Raw genomic sequence first — 17855 nt, forward strand, 5'->3', positions numbered from 1 at the left:
TTGCTTAGCCGAGCAACCGAGACTTGGGCCTGGCAGGACGCGAAACAAAACACGTTACCAGCCCTCTTTTCGCTGATGTCAGGCTGCCATGCTTAAATCGTTGCCGTAATACAGCCGACAGGTAAACACACGACGACCACTACACAGATTCCCGTCGCGCCGATATGCGAAAGACCTAAAAAACGTGGTTCTGCGCCCATTTTCGGTTAATATTTTCTGAGTGATCTGGGCATATTTTAAGAAAATTCTGGCTCTGTTAAAAAAATCTAGCCAAAGACAGGGGGAATAATGGGAAATATGGTGGGTTACGCCCATTTGATCAATGAGATGAGGCTGAAGGCTATCGGGGTAAAGAACCCAGCACTCGTTCAACCCGTCACCCGCATTGAGCGGATCAACGGCGCGCTTGCAGTACCGCAGGCGGTTGCGCCGGAGGCTGGGGATTTTCTCGCCCACATCATCTTTGCGCTCAAACATGAGGGCGTCAACCTCTCTATTTTGGCGCAGGCTCTGCCTCGCATTGAAGCTCGAATCCTTGTCGAGGCCATAACCCAATCTCCCAGCAGCGGCTATCTGCGCAAAGTCTGCTTCCTCTGGGAAGCCTATTCCGACTTATTACTGGACTACACGGACAAGCCTCGGGGCCCTGGCGTCCTGCTGTTTGATCCAGAGCGGTACATCACGGGCCCATCGGTGCGAAACAACCGCTGGCGCGTGGACTTCAATGGTCTTGGGACGCTCCAATATTGCGCGACGGTAGAACGCACGCCTGAGGTTCAGGCCCTGCTTGAATACGACATTCTCGGCCGTTCGAAAGAGTTCATTGCCTCCTTGCCTAAGGAAATGATGGATCGCGCCATAAACTGGGCGTACCTGAGCGAAACAGATTCTTCATTTGCGATTGAAAAGGAAGCACCAAGCCAGCAGAAGTCAGAGCGTTTTGTTCAATTACTGCGCCAGGCACATGACCGCCAGCCGCTTACCGAAGACTACTTGGTTTCTTTGCAAAACAATGCGATTTCCCAACCGCTCGAATGGGCGGTGGCCTTCCGGCATGAACAAAACCACCTGACCAACTCCTTTCGAGGAGCGGCGGGGGTCACCTATATCCCCCCCCCTCCAGATCTTTGCCGGGAGCTGATGTTCGAACTCATGGCCTTCGCAAACCGTGCACCCTTGGAGCTTGACCCGCTGGTGGCCGCCGGCATTGCCTCATTCGGGTTCGTCTTCTTGCACCCCTTCATGGATGGGAATGGGCGACTGTCGCGCTTCTTGATACACCAGGCATTGTGCTGCAGTGGTGCGCTGGAGAACGGCTTGTTACTTCCTGTCTCCGTGGCCATGAAACGAGAGGAGCAACGCTATCTAGAAGCTCTGCAGAGCTTCTCAAAACCTGCACGGCAATTCTGGGACGTTCGTTGGATCGATGCCGACAACATGTCGCTTAACTTCACCGGCGACCCAAGCCTATATCGCTACTGGGATGCGACTGAGTGTGTGGCCTTCACGCTGGAAATGGCCAAGCGGGCATTGGAAGTCGAACTTAGGGAAGAAACTGAGTATTTGCAACGATACGACACCTTGCTCAAGGTGGTTAATGACAACTATGACGTGCGCGGCAACCTCTTGAGTAAGCTGATTATGCAGTGCTTAGACCAGAACGGGGTCGTATCAAAGGGTCGGCGCAAGCAATACAACGGGTATATCCAAGAGGAGGTTTTCGACTTCCTGGAAGGTCACGCCCAGGCCCTTCTGGCAGAAGCCTACACAGAGCCCGACGACGAATAGTTCAGCCCAAACCTTAACCCAGGGTACATAGCATTCTCGGCCCCCTGAACCACGCCTTGCCGTGTGACCTACTAAATAAAGTCTGTCGGAAACCGGTGTTGAGGCACCCAATGCATCGCGCCATTCAACGCACCTAAGGCTCTGATTTATAGGGTAAGCGGCGGATTTCAGCGACAGCATTCAAATGCTCTGCGACAGACTTTATTTCGTGGCTACACCTGGCGACAGTGCCACCCAAAGCGTTACCACTAAATAAATAACATCATAGCAAAGCGGCCCTATTTTCCTATGGCACCCCTCGAACTACCTGTTACATCTCCTGTGAAACGCTCTTCCTTTAAAAGCGTCCTACCCGGCCGGCCCAGGTGCACGCCGCACAGGAAAAGCTGGGGGAGAAGCAGAAAGAAAAGGGCCTGGCGACAGCCAGGCAAAGGAAAGAAAGGAAAAGCGGTTAATCAGAATGGTGGGTAGGTTCAGGCCCAGCAAATCTGGGGGAATTAGGGTGTGTCCTAGGAATAAAGGTTGTCACAAGCCCCCTTTTATTTCGAGGCCTCCAGCCAAAACCTGCGTGGCAAAAAATTAATAAACTCTGTCACAAATCTTGAATTTACAAAAAATGATGGGGTTTTTCGAAGAATAAAGATTGTCACAGCGGAGGATCAGAAGCCGAGGAGTCAGATGGGGCGGAAAAGCCCCCACTCAGTCATGATGTTATTTTTCTGACGGAAACGACCGCAACTGCATCAGTTGTGGTTTTAGAGTGCGGATTCCACAACACTTGGACACTCAGCCCACGATCATTTGGACACTCATTCCACGCTCACTTGGAGAGGCAGTCGGAGCGCAGCGACGCAGGTTGGGGTTGTACGCCGGAATCCCAGAAATTTCCGTCAGCCCAGCTCCAGTCCCGCCACGAGCGCATCCAGGTCGATGAACTTGCCGTCAGTCTGGAAGGTGTAATGCCCGTTCAGCAGGATGTGCCGCCAGGCCGCTGGCGACATCTGCGTGATCAACGCCAGCGCCTTGGCATTGCCAGCTGCCTCGTACTTCGTCAGCAGCAGGGACAGGATCGCCGAGTTGTAGAAGATGATCGCGTTGCCGATCAGCCTGGCGCACTGGTTGCTGATCTCGATTTCGATGTCGGTGCGGCCGGTCAATTCCTTCTTCCCACCGACTTGGGCGATGGTCGAGCGTAGCTGGTGATAGGACTCAATGCGGTTCTGCGAGCGGTGAACATTACGCTCCAGTTGCGGGTCGCGCAGGTAGCGCAGTGTGTAGATACTGCGGATGAGCTTGTCGAACTCGAAGATTGCGCGCCGCGTCGGGTTCGGCGCCGTATAGGTGCACAGCTTGCGGATCAGCGTGCCCTGCGTCATTTCCTTCAGGCCCAGTGTGGCGACGATTCGGTCGATGTTCGCCTTCTCACCGACGATGAGTTGCCGGTCGATCTGGCCAGCCGGCCGGATCAGGCATTTCTCGTACAATGCCAGATCATCGGCGCAATACAGCTCCTGCAACTGGTCGTCGAGGTCGGTGAAGCGCGGCTCGAAACGAAGTCCGAACCAGTGCAGGATGGCGAAGTTGGCCTTGTTGATGCTGTGCATGTCGCCGGTGATCGCGCTCGGCACGATGTCCGACGTGTTGCGGTACCAGATGTCGAACACGTGGTGAGCCTCGTACTCGTGTGCGCCTATCAGGTAGCCGTTCAACGGCACGTGATTGCACAGCAGCGTGTAGGCGACGACGCCCTTGCCGCGGCCGAAATATTTGCGCGAGTAGCGCGCCTTCACAGTTGGTCGCTCGACGCCGAATTTCTGCCCATCAACGGCACCGTACAACGAATCGAGGTCGAACGAGTAATGCGGGAAGATCGGCAGTGCGGCGATGGCGTTGCTGATGCAATCGTTGGCCACATGTAGCGTCGCCTGGCGCAGGTACTGCTGGTAGGTACTCTCCAGGACGTGGTACGGGATGTCGCTGGTACGTGCCATAACCTGGTTGCCGTGGTTCATGGCTTGGGCAATGATCACCGCCATCAGACTGTCGGCGTCGGCTACCTTCTTCGCATAGCGTGGCTGCAATGGTGTCAGCGCCGACAGGAACTGGCACTGGCCGTTGACGAAGCGAAACACGTCGGCGACATCGCAGTATGGCAGTTGCTCGTAGAGAGCTTGCTCGCGCGCCTTCTGGTTCTCCCCCTTGGGCTTGCGCCAGGTCAGTCTCTGCGTGTCCTTGTCGTATTCCAGGTGCGTCAGCTTGCCCTGTTTCAGCTCGCGATTGAACGCCACCCATTGCGCACGCAACTCGGCCGCCAGTGCATCGAGCTGGGCACTGACCGGCTGCCGCAGGAAGGGGATGTCCATCTGCGCGAGCACGGCGGCTTTCTCGTCCATCGAAACCAACTCGTCGGACAAATGCCGGTGCTGCAAGCTGTCGTCAATGTAGAGCTCGCCCGCCTGGAAGCGTTTCCTGACCTGACGGTAAAGCCAGAATTCGTAACGATCGGCATGCAGGCCTGTCGGCGTGCCTTCGGCATCGAACATCAGCAGGTACGGACGCAAGCGTTTCGGCAGCGTTGCCGCCGGACATTCGTCGAGTGGCCGTTGTGATAGGCGCTGCTGCTTGGCGAACACGCTCTTGGCCCAAGTCAGCGCCGCGAGCCATGGGTTATCGGGGGCCGTGCCGGCGAAGTCGAGCGCGACGTACAGCGGCCGTAGATGGCGTCGAATGCGTTCGGCCAGGCCGTCCACCGCCTGCCAGTGCAGCGCCAGTTTGTTCAGTGGCTTGACGCTCATGCGCTGCGCCGTGTTTTGCAGCAATTCCCTGGACATGATTTTGTAGGCGCGTTGGCGCACCTCGCCGAACGGCGTCGGATCGGCCACGCTGTCGTCCACGTACAGCGACAGCAGGCGGCCAACCTGCGGCGTTTCCTGATGGCGTCGCAGCTGTTCGGCGACAAAGGACTGTTTCGCACCCGTGCGGCTCTCGTCCTCAAGTTTTTTCATGTGGAAGGCCATCGCGTCGACCAGGTTGTCGGTGAGCTGCCGGTAACGTACCCAGGCATAGCACAGCAGGTAGAGCCGGGTCTGCTCCGCCTTCAGGTGGCGCAGGTCATGGACGGTATAGAAGTTCGCCAGGCTCGCGTAGTACAGCAGGTTCTGCTGCGAGATGCCGAGCTTGGGCAGCAGCGCCTTGGCGATCCCGTGCAAGGACTTCAGCGTGGCGCGCTTCTCGCGCTCCCCTGCCATCTGACGCCAGCCGAAATCTTTAGCGTCCTGCTTGAGCGCTGCCAGTTGAGACAGGGTGTCGTCACGCACCAGGAGCTGGCCCAGCGCAGCTTTGGCCGATTCGTCCAACACTTCTGCCAGCAAGCCGCCCAAGCGCCTGCGTTCGGTGGACAGGGCTTCACTGACCAGCTCTTGTAAGGTGGTGTGGCCGGGCCGGATGATTTTGTGCTCGCTGAGCCAAACGATCAGTTCGGCGGCCACGAATCCTGGCATTACGTCGCGCCGCACGATCTGTTCAGCCTGCTGTGCCAGTTGCGGCAGGAAGCTAGCCGCCCACGACCGGTAGCCGAACAGTTCGGCGATCTGACCCCTCTGGCTGTAGTGCTCATGCTTGGTGATCGCCTTGCGTTCGAACGCTTCGCCGTGGAAATAGCGACTCAGCACGAAGGCGCAATCGTCCTCGACCTCATGCCAATCGAAGCGGAAGAAAGCATGCTTGGCCTTGAAGTAGCCGATCTGCAAGACGCAATAGACTTGGGCCTGCAGGCTAGGCCGGCTGCTGGCGAACGCCAGTTCAGATTCGGTCAACGCCAGGTATTCCAGCCGCTGAGCATCGTCGAAGTCCGGTAGGCCGTACAAGGCTTCCTGCTCTGCGTCAGAAAAGACGGTGAGTAGCTTATTCTTGTTGCTCATCGACCGTCCTTCCCGCACCACGCCAACCTGCTCGCGTCAATGTTTCGATCAACGTAGTGCGCTTGACATTGAAGTTGCGGCACACCGCCGCCTTAGACATACCGCCATCGAGCGCGGCGACGATGGCGTCCAGCTTCTCACCAGTGATCGCCTGCGGCCGGCCGCCGATCCGGCCGCGTTTGCGTGCGGCGGCCAAGCCCGCGACGACGCGCTCCTGAATCAAGGCGCGCTCGTACTGCGCGAGCGCACCGAACACCTGGAACAGGAATTCGCCCGAGGGCGTCGTAGTGTCCAGGTTCTCTGTCAGCGAGCGGAACGCCACCCGCTTGTCCTTGAGCGAAGTCACAATGGCGAGCAGGTGCGACAGCGAGCGACCGAGCCGGTCGAGTTTCCACACCACCAGCACATCGCCGGCTCGAACGAACTCAAGCGCCCGCGCCAAGCCGGCACGGTCATCCTTCGCGCCAGAGGCACGATCCTCAAACAGGTGACGCGGATCGACGCCGGCGGCGAGCAGCGCGTCGCGCTGCAAGTCCGTGCTCTGGCGGTCGGAGTCCGACGACACGCGCATGTAGCCAACCAACATAGGCGGATAACCATCAAAAACAGGTTTCCGCATAATAGTGAATAGCGATAGAGTTTTCCGTACATTTTTGAGGGGGCGTTGCACAGGTAGCACAGCGGCGGCTGACAGCCTGTCGCAAAACAAATGTTTTACGACACCTCCTTGAGGTTGCCGCGTTTACATCATTACCTGAACAGGTATAAAATTCCGTCATGACAAACAAAGAAAAACCGCTCGAATGGATCGCGAGCAGCCACAAGGATTTGATGGCGTTGCCGTCCGACGTGCGTCGCCGTTTCGGTTACGCGCTCTCGTTGGCGCAGATAGGCGATCAGGATGACGCAGCAAAGGTGCTCAAGGGGTTCGGTGGTGCCGGCGTGCTGGAGGTCGTCGAAGACGATGCCGGCGGCACCTATCGAGCGGTATACACGGTCAAGTTTGCGGAAGCGGTGTTCGTCCTGCACTGCTTCCAGAAGAAGAGCAAGAGCGGAATCGCCACGCCAAAGGCCGACATGGACATCATCCGCGCTCGGCTGAAGGTGGCCGAGGTATTGGCACAGGAGCTACGAAATGCAAAAACGAATCATTGAAGGCGTCGAGGTTCAGCGCAGCTCGGGCAACGTCTTTGCCGACCTTGGACTGCCTGACGCTGAAAAGCTCAAGATCAAGACCGGCCTGGTGGTCGAGATCAGGAGGGCCATGCGCGCCCTTGGGCTGACTCAACAAGCGGCGGCCAAACGCATGGGCATCCCGCAACCGAAGGTGTCGGGCATGATGCGCGGCGACTTCACCAATCTATCCGAACGCAAGCTGATGGATTGTCTGAATCGCCTCGGCTACGACATCGAAATCAAGGTACGGCCAGCAGCCGAGCCGATCGGGCATCTAACGCTCGCAACCGCTTAATCGGAGCTCTCCTGATGGCAGCCCGCATCACCGACGACGAATGGGACGAACTGACTCCCGAGAATTTCGATACCACGGCACTGCTGCGTGCAGTCGATGCCGTGGACGTGCTGCGCGGCGATTTGAATGACAGCGCAGACGGCGCACCTCCGCAACTGCGCACCGACCTGTTGAAGCTGCATCAACTGGCAATGGCCGCGTTCAACGAGGGATCACGCAGCCGAGTGGCTGAGCTATTTGATCTCGCCGTGGATCTTCAGGATCAGGTTGATCATCTGATGACCTCGCTGGAACAAGTGCAAGAAACCCTGTCCCGGTTGACGGCGCTCTACCCAGAAAGCCTGTCCTGAATGTTCTTGGAGACAACCACATCATGAGCCGCAGCCGCCGCAAAACGCCCATCGTTGGGCACACGACCTGCCGTAGCGAGCGCGAGGACAAGAAACTCTGGCATCAGCGCTGGCGAACCCACGAGCGCACCGCGCTGGCCAGCGCGTCGCCGGAAGCTCTATGCGCCCATCTGCCTCTACTGGAAAACCAGGTCAGCAACGTCTGGTCGATGGGTAAGGATGGCCGCTCCTACTGGCCCATCAAGCGCCAGGCCGCCACGGCGGATCGCATTGCCAACCACAAGGGACGCAATCCGCAAGAGCGCGCCTCCCTGAAAAAGCGTCTGCTGCGCAAGTGGATGAGCAAATGAACCTGTCCACCATCGAGGCGCTGGCTATCGCTTGGGCGCGAATCGCTGAAGAAGCAGAACTCCCAGCCGGCTACGAGGGCACGGCGACGCCAGAGGCGCATCGGGCCTGCGAGGTGATCCAGGAGCGGATTCGAGAGCACGTCGTCGCCACCAATGACATGCGGCTGTTCGGCCTGCTGCACCTGCTTGGGCAGGCGTCGCTGCGCATGGAGCAAGCGCTGTGGCCGGAAGAATATGCGCGGATGACCCGCGAGGTCGAGGAAGCTCTCCGAGAGGCCGACGACCCCAACGCCAAGTCGTACACCCACGAAGAAGTCATGCAGGCGATGCAGGAACGCATCGACCGAGCGCGAGACAAAGCCATGTTGATCGGCTGACGGAAATTTCGGCGGTTCCGGCTGATCCAAGAATCTTGGCGTGACCTTACCTCCGCTCTACCGCTGGGTGCCAGCCTCGGCGCACGCCTAACCACCCAACTCAGAAAGGAAAATAAGTTGGTAAAACGCATTCCCGTATCCGAGCTTCGTCTCGGCATGTACATCCACAAGCTCGCCGGCTCTTGGGTTCGACACCCATTCTGGCGCGGCAGCTTCCTGCTGACCGAGCCTCAGGATCTCTCTGCCATTCGAGAATGTGGCGTCGGGGAGGTCTGGGTCGACTTGGCCAAAAGCCAAGTCGACCCAGAGAGCCCAGAGAGCCCAGAGAGCCCAGAGAGCCCAGAGCCCAGAGCCCAGAGCCCAGAGCCCAGAGCCCAGAGAATTGTCGGAGGAGCAATCTCTGCCGTCTAGTCCACTAAGCAAGAAAAGTGACGGCGCAACCTCAATGGAGAGCGAAATGTGTTATGCACGGAAACTCTGTCTTGCGGCCAAGTCCCAAGTCATGGACATGTTCCAGGAAGCCCGGCTTGGCAAGGCCGTCGACCCAAGCACGACGTTGCCGCTGGTCGGAGAAATCGCTGCCTCGGTGCTGCGCCAACCTCATGCCCTCATCAGCGTCGCACGCATCAAAACGCACGACGATTACACCTACCTGCACTCGGTTGCCGTCTGCGCCCTGATGCTATCGCTGGCCCGGCATCTCGATCTAGACGAGGAGCAAACGCGCCTGGCTGGCATCGGCGGACTGATGCACGACCTAGGCAAGGCCGCGATGCCGCTGGAAGTGCTTAACAAACCAGGCAAGCTCACCGATGCCGAGTTCGCCATCATGAAGCGCCACCCTGTGGAGGGCGCAAAGATGCTGCGCGCAGGCGGGGCCGAGCCCGGGGTGGTGGACATTGCCCTGCACCATCACGAGAAGATCGACGGAACCGGCTACCCGGATCGCTTGGCCGGTGACGCCATTTCACTCCTGGCCCGCATGGGCGCAATCTGCGACGTCTATGATGCCGTGACGTCGGAGCGAGCCTACAAAAAGCCGTGGGACCCGTCCGCGGCGATGCGGCAGATGGCCAAGTGGGAGGGCCATTTCGACAAACGCATCTTCCACGCCTTCGTCAAGGCCGTGGGCATCTACCCCGTCGGCTCCTTGGTTCGCCTGTCCTCTCAGCGTCTGGCCGTTGTCGTTGAGCCGGGAATGGAATCACTGCTGACTCCCAAGGTTCGCGTGTTCTTCTCGCTACGCTCGAGAGAGCCGATCCCGATGCAGACCATCGACCTGGCGGCCACGAGTTGCAAGGACAGTATCACTGGCCCCGAAGACCCGACGCTCTGGAACTTCAAGAACCTCGACGACTTGTGGATGGAATAGCCCCCACAAAACGACGGCCCCGTGAGGGAGCCGTTGAACATCGTCGAGCGATGCCCGTCCAGGGAGGGATGGCCGAGCTCGATTCTCCAGAAGGTAGCTGGTGACACGAGTGTTGAGCCCACCCAACTAGGGTGACGGAAATTTCTGGGGTTCCGGCTTACATCCCCAATAGCCTTCGGGTTTTTCTGCCGCACGGCGTACTCAAGGGCAACATACGCGGGTTCGCTGCGACCTTGGCTGAAGAGCAGCTGGGCCAGGTCGAATGCCGCATTAGCGTCTCCCTCCGCGTACTTCATGGTCAACTTCTGCTCCTGCAGGCTTGGCTTGCGAAGATCAGCTTTGGCCATACCCTTTTCTGGAGTTGGTTCGATGTGCTCAGTAGGCTTTTGTATCGATCCCGGTACCGGCCGGGGGGTGTGCGGTTGCTTTGGGATGGGCCTAGATAGCGTACGATGTGGATCAGGTTCCGGATGTACAAATGCCGCCTTTGGTATGGCCACCACCGGGGGTTGCATGGTGGCCAGGTCCATGTAGATCACTCTCTCCCGTGATAACGGGTGAGGAGTGTCGATCGGTACCCACCTGCTGGCTATCCCGTGATCGATCTTGTACCACTGCTGGGTTAGAGACTTCTCAATCACAGGAACATTTGGGTTCGCAGGGGAGCTGGAGCATCCAGTCAAAGCCAGGCCCAAGGCAAAAACGTAAAACACATTCATCTTTAATCTTCCAGATTGAAGAGAGCAGCGCCAGCGGAGGTAGACGGACACAGCTCCTCAACAAATGTCCGTCCTACTCCCCGGCTCTTGCCAGACTCAAGATCGAAGCCTTGAGCCGGACCGCCCACACTGTCGTTGAATGTCAGCCCTTCTGGTTGCGCTTGAGGGCATCAGTCAGTTGGGTTGGAAGGCTCTTGATCATCAGGGTGCCGGCAGTTTCGTCATATTCGATCTTCGAACCCAAAAGATGAGCTTCAAAACTGATCGAAAGCCCTTCTGCTCGCCCAGTGAATTTGCGGAATTGGTTGAGGGTGCGCTTGTCGGCCGGGATCTCCGGCGACAGACCGTAGTCTTTGTTACGGATGTGGTCGTAGAAGGCTTGCGGCCGATCCTCATCGATCAGCGACGACAGCTCTTCCAGGCTGACTGCCGCGCCTTGCTTCGTCTGGTTGACAGCGTATTCAACGAGGGTACTGACCTTCTCGCGGGCCGATTCCTCAGGGAGGTCTTCACTCTCCACAAAGTCGCTGAATGCCTTTAGCAGAGTCCGTGTTTCACCCGGACCGTCGACACCCTCCATGCAGCCGATGAAATCGCGGAAATATTCCGAAATCCTCTTACCGTTCTTGCCCTTGATGAACGAGATGTACTGCTTCGACTGCTTGTTGTTTTGCCACTCGGAGATGTTGATGCGTGCGGCCAGGTGGAGCTGGCCAACATCGAGGTGTCGCGAGGGTGTGACATCCAGTGTGTCAGTAACTGTGACGCCTTCGCTGTGATGCAACAGCGCAATGCTGAGGTAGTCGGTCATGCCCTGCACATAATGAGCAATGAGAACGTGCCCGCCGGTGGAGAGATTTGACTCTTCCATCAGCTTGGTCAAATGTTCGATCGACACATTCGAGAATTCGAGGAAAGTAGTTTCCTGCTTCAAATATTTGCTGAGCCAGCCACTGAATGGGTGAGCGCCTGATTCTGGATGAAACAAGCCCCAGGCCTTTCCCTGCTTGGCGTTGTAGGCGTCATTCAGATCTGCCATCAGGGTTTCAGTCGTCTGAGACTCTGCCGGCAGTTCGTGGTCAGCAAAAAGGATGACCGCGGGATTGCCGTCGGGTTTTTTGTCGATATGGTGAATGACAATCTGCTTTATAGGCATGGTGGCGCGTCCTGTACTTGGCTGTTCTGGCGTATGAGTTCCGCCAGATCTAGGCCCCGCAATATGCGAGGGCATAATTGATGAGGTTAAGCAGGGATCAAGGCCCGGCGAGCTGCACGAGCAAAGTCAGCAAGATCGGCATGCTGAATCCACTCCTCAATCATCAGTGCAGCGTTGGGAGTCGTTCTTTGAGCCACCAGCAGGCCAGCTTCAGCTGCGTGAATACGCTGAAGCGGATCAAGCTCATAGCCAGTAGCGGCCTCGATCAAGCTGAGCAGCTCGTATGGCTCCTTGGAGAAACTGGCAAACGGATTGATCACAGCACTTGGCTGGTCACTGCTGAATTGCAAGAGAGTGCCCATCACAAGGGGCTGAGGCTCTAGGTTGATCATGGTATTTGGTCGACTCTCGGTCTCTGCCGTCTAATGGCCATCATAACTTGTGATTCGCCAAGGCCCAGCCAGATGCCCCCTCTCAAATTCGTCGTGGCCTTTTGAGTGCTCAACCGCACAGGTTCAGAGTTACTCACGGCTTAGTCCGCTGGCGGCACAAGAGAGCCACGATCAGGAGAATCCCTGCGATTACGAGGATGATGCTGGGTAAAGGAACTCCAAGGATTTGAAAATCTGCAACCATACCCAGCAGAGGTATAAACCGCTGACCTGGGTCTGGGCGGTGCGCTGATAGGTAGGCGCCTACCACCGCAAACCAAACTGAAGCCATCAGGATGGCTGGTTGAAACAAGTTGATGATGAGGCCGGCAACGGCCCCAAGTACCACACCGAACAGAATGTAAGGTGCGAGGATGAGCAGGAATGCAAGTTCCAGGAGAGAGTACATGCAAGAGCCCCAGGTCAGTGCCTCGCTGACTTGGTTTGAGCAAGATCTAACGAGGCTGGTTGATGACCTGTTGCAACATAACGCCGCCAGCCCTTTTGACTAGGGGCGCCTTGACAGTCTAGCGATCGAGGCTTGACTCAATCCCCCATCGTATTAATCAACTGCATGAGGTTTACGGGCTTGGCGCGGGGCATTTCGTCACTGACATACAGATACTTGTGATCGAAGGCCTCCTTCCGGCGACTGCTCTCAAGCTCAATGGACGAGGAGATCCGATTGATACGCGCCTGCTGATTCTTAAGTGCGGCGACATAACCCTCATACTGCACAGCCACCTCATGGATAGAAGTCAGCAAGATCACGCCGTTGTACCACTGCCCCAGGGCAATTTGAGAAGGTACCATCCTCAAGAAACGGAAGCGCCCCCCCCCTTGAAACCCTGCCTGCAGCAGCACCACCGCACAGAAAATGTCCACGAGGCGAAGGGTTGCGGGGAAATGATCACCAAAGGCGCCTTGAGCGTGAACCGCAACGACGGCGTAAAGCACATCAGGGTGAAAACCGGCGAGTTCGGGAAACCAGCTCACCATCTTTTGCGACACGTCTTTAACCCGCTCGGTTTGATCACTGCCATCAAATAGCTCATAGATCAGGTCGCCAGCCAGCTGCTCAAGTACCACAGACGTGGTCGCTGCCTCCACCCTTGTGAGTAGTTCGCCCGATGTTGCTGCCTCGGTTAACTGAGCAACGGCTTTTTCATTCTTCCGGTTGATGATGCTTTCAGCGCGAACTTGGAGTTCGATCGATACGGGAGGCAGGAAAACCTTGTTCTCCAGATCCTTCGACCATGCAAACCTTTCACGATGGTCAATAGCCGGTGGCGCAACGTAATCGGGGAACAAGTCAGAAAGATCGGACTCGGCTAGCCATGGCTCAACTTCGTAATAGGTGTTCTGCAAAGACTGACGATCGGCGTGGCTAACGCGAATAGCCTTACCATCCAAGCCCCAAATTGTTAAGTTTCCGCGCCCCCCTCCACGCAGAATCTCTTGAGAACCGGCGAACAGATTTGGCACAAGATCCAGCTCATGCGGATTGGCTGCAGGTTGGTTCAGCGGGTCAGTGACAGCCCCCGGGGAACGAGCGCCAGGCTTAAGCTGATACACAAGGTCATTACCTTTCGGCACACTCAAAGAGTTATGCCCCTGCGACGACCCCCCCTGTACATATGTACCAGTCAGGGTCATGGCAAGACCTTCTGCGACTTCAATATCGGTCAGAAACAACCGAGGCAAGAAGCTACCGTGTGCTTTGTGGCGGATACCACGACCGATGCACACTCCAGATTCTACATACAGCCAGACTGCCTCATGATCTGGGACCGTGAGCCCGTCCTGGATGAGTTGCGAGAGTGGAATCCAGCATTGGGGAATGAGGGTCTCGCGAAGGTAGGTGTCGATGGCATCATCGGAGCCAGCATCAAACAAGCCATTTGGATTGATGATCGCTTCTTTGAAGCGCGAAGAGAGAATGGCGTCGTAGAGCACAGTGAACGTGCCCCAGTGGAAAGCTGCGACTTTATGCTTAACGCACAGCTCAAAGCTCGGGGCCCCGTTACGGAAGAATCGCAGCTGCTCATCATGCCACTTGGGCGTCGACACACCTATGTCCTGCGCCAAGTGCGAACTTGCTGCAACCCCGCGAGCCTTCAGCCTAGCAGAGCGCAAAGCTTCAACAGTGAACTGGTCGATACTAAGCCCATACAATCGAGCCCGGCCTGCGCGCAGCCATGCTTCAACAAAGGGAATGTTCGCGACCTTTACCAATCCATCCGCTGCGACAAGCCGAATATCGAACCGGGTGATCGGGGCCGCCGGCGCAGGAATCACGTCTTCAGCAGCTTTAATCACTTCATGAAAGTCGTTGTAGCCGAAAACCTTGGCAACCAGCTCACGCATGCGGTCAGGGTTCTTATGATCAATGAGATCAAGCCCGCGGAACAGACGTTTCGCGATGCCTTTGAATTCTTGGATATCGGTTTTCTGAAATGGGATACGGGTCATCACAATCGCCTTGAAGGTTACGCCTGGCCAATGCCTAGACGTGAAGGTATGCGCGATGAACGATGGTTGCTGGCTGACCTGTGGTGTGCGCAAAACCGACTTCAGGGTGTGACGTGTATCAGTAACTCGTTGCACAGCTGATGAAGCTCTTTATCCCGAGGTAACACGTACCAAGCCACGCCAGCGGCCCATTTCGAGACCCGGAAATCATAGGGCATCAGAAAACAGCTTGGCAAGATGATTTTTGGTTGAGTGCTTTTTGCTGGCTTCGTGAAGGTGGCTGAACCAAGTCGGACCTATATGAAAATTTTCGCCCTGCTGGCCATAAAAAACCGACGGCATTTTATCGGCTTGCCTACCTTGGGAGCTCGCGGAAAAAATCATTTTTTGCACCGAAATGAGGCGATCTGCTTACTATTTTCGCGGCAGACGGCCACTTGAATTTTGCGCCTTGGTTTTGGGTTGTATCCCTCAACAGCTGTGAAATGATTCGATCCGGAGTGTCATTTATAACAGCTTGAGGTTGTCATGTACCCAACCCGTCAGTCAGGTTTTTCACTTTTAGAACTGGCCGTTAGCATCGCGATTATGGCAATGATGGCTGCTGCTACCGTGCCTTCGTTTATGGAAAACATAAACGAAAAGCGAGCGGACCTGACTGCGCAAGAGACTCAGACCATCCTTGATGCGGCTCGCACCTATCGAGGGGAAAAAGGCTCCTGGCCAGGGGCAAGTCTCTGCGCTAACGCAATCACGGTACTAAAAGGAACCACGCCCCCTTATCTCGCTGGTGTATCAACCGTAAACAAGTACAACTCTCCCATAACGACCTCATGCACAGCCAACACCTTCAGCGTTGACCAGAACACCATCGCGGATTGGGACGGTGTCGTAGCTAATAATCTGCCCGGGACAACGGTCGTCTCATCAAGCACTCACCTCATCCGCAGCACAGTCGGTGTTCCAGGGAGTGAAGCGGCACTAAGCGAAAAGCTCTCTCGAACAGCCCAAGCCAATGCTGAGTTGAACCGGATGCGAACCACATTGTTGATGGGCAACAACAACATCACAGAGGTCAACAACGTCGATACGGTCTCTGTGACTGCTAGTGGGGGGATATCGGCCCAGACGATGAATTCATCGGGTCGAACGACAGTTGGTGACCTCGCCATCTCCGGCACTAACACCGAATCCGCCGCGTGCTCCCCGAATGGCCTAGTGAGCAGATCTGCAGCCGGCACACCGCTCTATTGCACCAGTGGCAAATGGGTCAAGCAGGTTGCATACAACCCGGGCAATGTCAGCGCTGGACAGGGATGCGGCGACTTTGCCAAGGGATCAATTGCATTCGACTCTTCAGGAAAGATGTTCGTCTGCAAGTGAGTGGATTAGTCCCTCAACGGACCAGGCGTGCAATCAAAGCGAAGCTCCGCACTGACATCAGTTCTAACAGCGGAGTTTAACTCCTCCGTCTTTGGCAATTCGTGCACAGCAGTATTCCATCGAAAGCCGTACCTCAATTACCCAGTGGCGCTGATCATGACCGACCCGTTACCGATAGAAAGCTGCCTATTGGGCAGTCAATTACAAGCCACTTTGCGTCAAATCCAACGTAGTGAACATAGGTCAAAGGTATCTCGGCGTTCGCTGCAAAAAAGGATGCGCTCCCTAAGAGGCAGTATTACTGCCGCCGTGGCTCTTTTTGCTGCTGCAATTGTGCCATGGTCACAAGCATCTACCTGGGCTCCGATCCGGACAACGTCTGGCCCGTCAGGCTGGGAGTCCGTGGTATGTGACAACGCTACCAATGGATGGCGTTCTTGCGAAATGGGCCTGAAAGTTGAACTCGTAGCCAACCCAGCTTCTATTGCAGCTACAGGAGAGGTCACCACCATTACTGCCACTGTCACTGACTATTTCGGCGGCAACGTAGGAGCAGGTACCAACCTAGCGTGGAGCACAACGAGTGGCACTCTCGGAGCTTCTCAAACGGCGACAGATGTAAATGGTCAGACAAGCGTAACTCTGCGCTCATCGAACGTTATTGGCGGTGCAACAGTCACTGCGGCAACCGTAACCAATGAGGGGCAAGGTTCATTGTATGTCCCATTCACAGATGCTTGGGCGGCGATAGCTCCCATCTACACGGGATGGGCCAACTATGACAGCCCTTACAGCTGCTCGGGCTGGACACCGGATCCAAGCACTGTTCCAGCAGGCAGCGCTTTTACGCAGTCACAAAATTGCTATCAAAATCAGATTGCTTATCGACAGGATCGACAGCAGAGCCTAGTAACCGGTCAGATCGTGAACGTTGGGGGGCCAGTACCAGCGTACCAAACAATCCTCATAACGCAGCAGCAGGCAGCAATCGGCACGCAGGCGCCTGCGACGCCGCCCCCTCCCGCAGCAGCGACTTGCGAATGGGTCGGGCAGAAGAACAATAACGATATGTACAGCCGTAAGGGATGGACGTATCTCACCAATAACAATACCTGGCTGCTTTACGATGTAGGGCCCACCGGTGTCGGGGCAAGTGCGGGTAAGAACTGGCGTGGTCCCGTCGACTACAACGGCTATAGGTACACCGTAGGAGCCAAGGCAGGAACGATGACTGCGGGTCGAAACTTTGAGTACGACCTTTATCAAATGTGCAAGGCTCCCTTATAAACTTGCACCGACTGGAGCGGGCAGAAAACCTCCGCTCACTCCGTGTGACTCGAACGATGGGTCATTTCACCTAACGTCATAGCCCACGTAGCCCAATTGATCTGCAAGGCCCTGCGTCTATAAGCCAAGTCTGCGGCGCAGCCATGGCGCTCGCTTGTCTGAAATCCCCTGGTCGGAATTGACTGAAACAAGGGGCCGGGATCTATACTGTGCATCCATACAGCATCGTGATTTCATTCCGTGATCATTACTAGCCTGCGCCAACTCACAGCTTCCGAAGTCCCTGGCCTGATTTGTGTTCTGTCAGGCAGGTTCTCCGGTGGGTTCCCGAGCCCTGCCGCGGACCACTACGAGCCGCCTATTTCCCTTGACGAGCTTGTTGATCTGCGAGCACCCCATGTATGGCTTGGGGAGGCAGAGGGTGTGTCGATGCTGCCGTGCGGCATTGTTTCTGGCAGCCGGTTGATAATTGATAGAGCTAGGACACCAAAAATTGGCGATGTCGTGGTTGCTTATATATGCAATCAGCCTGTAGTGAAGCGGCTGGACAAATCTCAAAATGGATCGTGGGTTCTGAGTTCTGACAATCCAGAATACCCACCAATTGAAGGTTCCGAGGAGATAGAGGTTTTTGGAGTTGTAACATGGAGCCTGACCCATCATGCGTCATGACAAACCTACCTACGCGCTTATTGATTGCAACCGTTTTTACTGCTCATGCGAAAGACTATTTCGACCAGACTTAAGAAACACTCCAATAGTAACGTTGTCAAATAATG

At 56.2% G+C, this 17855-nt stretch carries 18 protein-coding genes; 12 read left to right on the forward strand and 6 right to left on the reverse strand.

The features are described from left to right. The first annotated feature begins 288 nt into the window (after positions 1–288). On the forward strand, positions 289–1788 hold the full coding sequence (locus P5706_RS34450) for a Fic family protein (RefSeq protein ID WP_078465731.1): 1500 nt from the start codon (positions 289–291) through the stop codon (positions 1786–1788). Positions 1789–2678: 890 nt separating this feature from the next. Here P5706_RS34450 and P5706_RS34455 read toward each other — a convergent pair. Then, on the reverse strand, positions 2679–5708 hold the full coding sequence (locus P5706_RS34455; RefSeq protein ID WP_010799689.1) for a Tn3 family transposase: 3030 nt from the start codon (positions 5706–5708) through the stop codon (positions 2679–2681). Beyond that, positions 5692–6294 (reverse strand): recombinase family protein, encoded by a 603-nt coding sequence (locus P5706_RS34460; protein WP_010465829.1) that lies wholly within the window; start codon positions 6292–6294, stop codon positions 5692–5694. Before P5706_RS34460 ends, P5706_RS34455 begins: the two co-directional genes overlap by 17 nt. A 191-nt stretch (positions 6295–6485) precedes the next feature. Between P5706_RS34460 and P5706_RS34465 the strand changes: the two genes are divergently transcribed. From P5706_RS34465 to P5706_RS34495, 7 genes are all read left to right on the forward strand, one after another. Beyond that, positions 6486–6863 (forward strand): type II toxin-antitoxin system RelE/ParE family toxin, encoded by a 378-nt coding sequence (locus P5706_RS34465; RefSeq protein ID WP_003151133.1) that lies wholly within the window; start codon positions 6486–6488, stop codon positions 6861–6863. Then, positions 6844–7179 (forward strand): helix-turn-helix domain-containing protein, encoded by a 336-nt coding sequence (locus P5706_RS34470; protein WP_001172026.1) that lies wholly within the window; start codon positions 6844–6846, stop codon positions 7177–7179. Before P5706_RS34465 ends, P5706_RS34470 begins: the two co-directional genes overlap by 20 nt. A 14-nt stretch (positions 7180–7193) precedes the next feature. Then, a complete protein-coding gene (locus tag P5706_RS34475) occupies positions 7194–7529 on the forward strand; it encodes a hypothetical protein (protein ID WP_000741275.1) in 336 nt (111 codons plus the stop codon). Positions 7530–7552: 23 nt separating this feature from the next. After that, entirely contained in the window at positions 7553–7879 is a 327-nt protein-coding gene (locus P5706_RS34480; protein ID WP_000091614.1) for a hypothetical protein, read from the forward strand. After that, on the forward strand, positions 7876–8256 hold the full coding sequence (locus tag P5706_RS34485; protein ID WP_001054412.1) for a hypothetical protein: 381 nt from the start codon (positions 7876–7878) through the stop codon (positions 8254–8256). The genes P5706_RS34480 and P5706_RS34485 overlap by 4 nt, the downstream gene beginning before the upstream one ends. A gap of 156 nt (positions 8257–8412) precedes the next feature. Next, the gene (locus tag P5706_RS34490) at positions 8413–8667 is read left to right on the forward strand and encodes a DUF3391 domain-containing protein (protein ID WP_274521150.1); all 255 of its coding nucleotides are present in this window, start codon (positions 8413–8415) and stop codon (positions 8665–8667) included. 91 nt (positions 8668–8758) lie between these two features. Beyond that, entirely contained in the window at positions 8759–9628 is an 870-nt protein-coding gene (locus P5706_RS34495; protein ID WP_223198360.1) for an HD-GYP domain-containing protein, read from the forward strand. Between the two features lie 861 nt (positions 9629–10489). Here the strand turns inward: P5706_RS34495 and yejK are convergent. The 4 genes from yejK to P5706_RS34515 form a co-directional block, all read right to left on the reverse strand. Then, complete coding sequence (gene yejK / locus P5706_RS34500; RefSeq protein ID WP_078468049.1) at positions 10490–11503, reverse strand: nucleoid-associated protein YejK; 1014 nt, start codon at positions 11501–11503, stop codon at positions 10490–10492. 86 nt (positions 11504–11589) lie between these two features. Then, on the reverse strand, positions 11590–11895 hold the full coding sequence (locus P5706_RS34505) for a hypothetical protein (RefSeq protein WP_078468048.1): 306 nt from the start codon (positions 11893–11895) through the stop codon (positions 11590–11592). 133 nt (positions 11896–12028) lie between these two features. Further along, a complete protein-coding gene (locus tag P5706_RS34510; RefSeq protein WP_078468047.1) occupies positions 12029–12343 on the reverse strand; it encodes a hypothetical protein in 315 nt (104 codons plus the stop codon). Between the two features lie 137 nt (positions 12344–12480). Next, a complete protein-coding gene (locus P5706_RS34515) occupies positions 12481–14406 on the reverse strand; it encodes a hypothetical protein (protein WP_078468046.1) in 1926 nt (641 codons plus the stop codon). Between the two features lie 528 nt (positions 14407–14934). On the opposite strand from P5706_RS34515, the gene P5706_RS34520 reads away from it, so the two are divergent. The 4 genes from P5706_RS34520 to P5706_RS34535 form a co-directional block, all read left to right on the forward strand. Beyond that, the gene (locus tag P5706_RS34520; RefSeq protein ID WP_078468045.1) at positions 14935–15789 is read left to right on the forward strand and encodes a type II secretion system protein; all 855 of its coding nucleotides are present in this window, start codon (positions 14935–14937) and stop codon (positions 15787–15789) included. Positions 15790–16233: 444 nt separating this feature from the next. Further along, entirely contained in the window at positions 16234–17076 is an 843-nt protein-coding gene (locus P5706_RS34525; RefSeq protein WP_153046044.1) for an Ig-like domain-containing protein, read from the forward strand. A 240-nt stretch (positions 17077–17316) separates the two neighbouring features. Beyond that, positions 17317–17748 carry a LexA family protein gene (locus P5706_RS34530; RefSeq protein WP_078468043.1) on the forward strand — a complete coding sequence of 144 codons (432 nt, stop codon included), beginning with the start codon at positions 17317–17319 and terminating at the stop codon, positions 17746–17748. After that, on the forward strand, positions 17738–17855 hold a 118-nt coding region (locus P5706_RS34535), incomplete at its 3' end, for a Y-family DNA polymerase (RefSeq protein ID WP_502945543.1). The genes P5706_RS34530 and P5706_RS34535, both read left to right, overlap by 11 nt.

Origin of the sequence: Pseudomonas sp. ChxA (genome assembly GCF_030263855.1) — a bacterium.
Lineage (GTDB): Bacteria > Pseudomonadota > Gammaproteobacteria > Pseudomonadales > Pseudomonadaceae > Aquipseudomonas > Aquipseudomonas fluorescens_CB.

Coding starts and splice junctions, on each gene's coding strand:
- P5706_RS34450 (WP_078465731.1), top strand. CDS start 289: ATGGGAAATATGGTGGGTTACGCCCATTTGATCAATGAGATGAGGCTG.
- P5706_RS34455 (WP_010799689.1), bottom strand. CDS start 5,708: ATGAGCAACAAGAATAAGCTACTCACCGTCTTTTCTGACGCAGAGCAG.
- P5706_RS34460 (WP_010465829.1), bottom strand. CDS start 6,294: ATGTTGGTTGGCTACATGCGCGTGTCGTCGGACTCCGACCGCCAGAGC.
- P5706_RS34465 (WP_003151133.1), top strand. CDS start 6,486: ATGACAAACAAAGAAAAACCGCTCGAATGGATCGCGAGCAGCCACAAG.
- P5706_RS34470 (WP_001172026.1), top strand. CDS start 6,844: ATGCAAAAACGAATCATTGAAGGCGTCGAGGTTCAGCGCAGCTCGGGC.
- P5706_RS34475 (WP_000741275.1), top strand. CDS start 7,194: ATGGCAGCCCGCATCACCGACGACGAATGGGACGAACTGACTCCCGAG.
- P5706_RS34480 (WP_000091614.1), top strand. CDS start 7,553: ATGAGCCGCAGCCGCCGCAAAACGCCCATCGTTGGGCACACGACCTGC.
- P5706_RS34485 (WP_001054412.1), top strand. CDS start 7,876: ATGAACCTGTCCACCATCGAGGCGCTGGCTATCGCTTGGGCGCGAATC.
- P5706_RS34490 (WP_274521150.1), top strand. CDS start 8,413: ATGTACATCCACAAGCTCGCCGGCTCTTGGGTTCGACACCCATTCTGG.
- P5706_RS34495 (WP_223198360.1), top strand. CDS start 8,759: ATGGACATGTTCCAGGAAGCCCGGCTTGGCAAGGCCGTCGACCCAAGC.
- yejK (WP_078468049.1), bottom strand. CDS start 11,503: ATGCCTATAAAGCAGATTGTCATTCACCATATCGACAAAAAACCCGAC.
- P5706_RS34505 (WP_078468048.1), bottom strand. CDS start 11,895: ATGATCAACCTAGAGCCTCAGCCCCTTGTGATGGGCACTCTCTTGCAA.
- P5706_RS34510 (WP_078468047.1), bottom strand. CDS start 12,343: ATGTACTCTCTCCTGGAACTTGCATTCCTGCTCATCCTCGCACCTTAC.
- P5706_RS34515 (WP_078468046.1), bottom strand. CDS start 14,406: ATGACCCGTATCCCATTTCAGAAAACCGATATCCAAGAATTCAAAGGC.
- P5706_RS34520 (WP_078468045.1), top strand. CDS start 14,935: ATGTACCCAACCCGTCAGTCAGGTTTTTCACTTTTAGAACTGGCCGTT.
- P5706_RS34525 (WP_153046044.1), top strand. CDS start 16,234: ATGGGCCTGAAAGTTGAACTCGTAGCCAACCCAGCTTCTATTGCAGCT.